The following is a 1,324-nucleotide window of genomic DNA, read 5'->3' on the forward strand; positions in this document are numbered from 1 at the left end:
AAGTTATTTTCAAGTCGTCGTTGTCGGCTACATGTATTACTATATCATCTTGATTCGCAGAAGTCAACTTCTGTTTTTGAATTATTTTTAAAGAGACTTCAAATTTTTGAAGCCAAAGACTATCTTACATAATTACTATACATAATACAACAATTTTTTGATAAGAATTATTAAAAGCCATGTACACTCGTACATGGCTTTTAGTTACAGAACCGATATTTAAAAACAACCTAACCTAGTGTATCATTAGAAAAAGTATTCTGAATGGCCTTTTCTAACTCTAGTTGCTTCATTCTAGATTTTGCGTATCTTTTTGTTACATTAATATCTTTATGACCTGCTAATTCAGATACTATTTCTAAAGCAACTCCTTTATCAATAAGCCGCTGACAAAAAGTATGCCTTAATTTGTGAGGATTCACTTGATACTTTTTAAGCATATATTGAACCGATCTCTCAGAAAGTCGTTCGTTGGATTTAGAAACAAACAAAGCATCTTCGATACGATTTAATTCTATATGGTTTTCCAGATAAGCCCTAGCTTCATCAGATAATGGTATCGCTCTTTCTTCACCAGTAGAGTTATGTTTTACTAACACTAGATTTCTTTCGAAATCAATATCAGACTTATTTAGAGAACATAATTCTGACACTCTAATACCCGTATGAAGTAATAAATAGACAATAGCAATGTTTCTATTATGTCCATCCTTTTTTACTTCACGGACAAGTTGGTCACATTCAAAAGTGGTTAACACTTCAATTTCGTCTTTTTTCTCTACGGGAACCACAGTTATATCAATGATGATATCAGGTTTCTTTAAGAATTTCGCAAAGGTACGAATCGCTCCAAGTATTTTATCAATAGTTACTGGACTTTTCCCCTGCTGCTCTAAAAAGGAAACATATGATTGAACATCCTTTTGTGATATGTCCTCTAAATAAATCGAATATTGTTGAAGCCAGTCTTGATATTTTTGAATTTCACGTTGATATGTTGAGACCGTGCTAGGTGATTTCCCTACTTGTTTAAGCCATTCTGTAAACTGAGCTAGAACATTAGTTTCTTGCAACTATATCACTCCAATCAATCAGACTTGGTATTACTTACATCTTATAGGAAATGACTAAAGAAGTAAACTTCCGCGAAAAAAATTATAAAAAAAGAGAGTAGTCATGTTGACTACTCTCTTTATGGGTGCCTGGCGACGTCCTACTCTCACAGAGGGAAACCCTCAACTACCATTGGCGCTGAAAAGCTTAACTTCCGTGTTCGGTATGGGAACGGGTGTGACCTTTTCGCTATCGCCACTAGACCAGTATT

At 34.3% G+C, this 1,324-nt stretch carries 1 protein-coding gene and 1 rRNA gene; both read right to left on the reverse strand.

The features are described from left to right. Nucleotides 1-230: 230 nt before the first annotated feature. Nucleotides 231-1,073, reverse strand: coding sequence for a tyrosine-type recombinase/integrase (locus tag ACRX5O_RS25160; RefSeq protein ID WP_119706741.1), 843 nt, complete (start codon nt 1,071-1,073; stop codon nt 231-233). Nucleotides 1,074-1,200: 127 nt separating this feature from the next. Continuing rightward, nucleotides 1,201-1,316: ribosomal RNA gene (gene rrf / locus ACRX5O_RS25165) — 5S ribosomal RNA — on the reverse strand. Between the last annotated feature and the right edge of the window lie 8 nt (nt 1,317-1,324).

The organism is Robertmurraya mesotrionivorans, from assembly GCF_050971805.1.
Lineage (GTDB): Bacteria > Bacillota > Bacilli > Bacillales > Cytobacillaceae > Robertmurraya_A.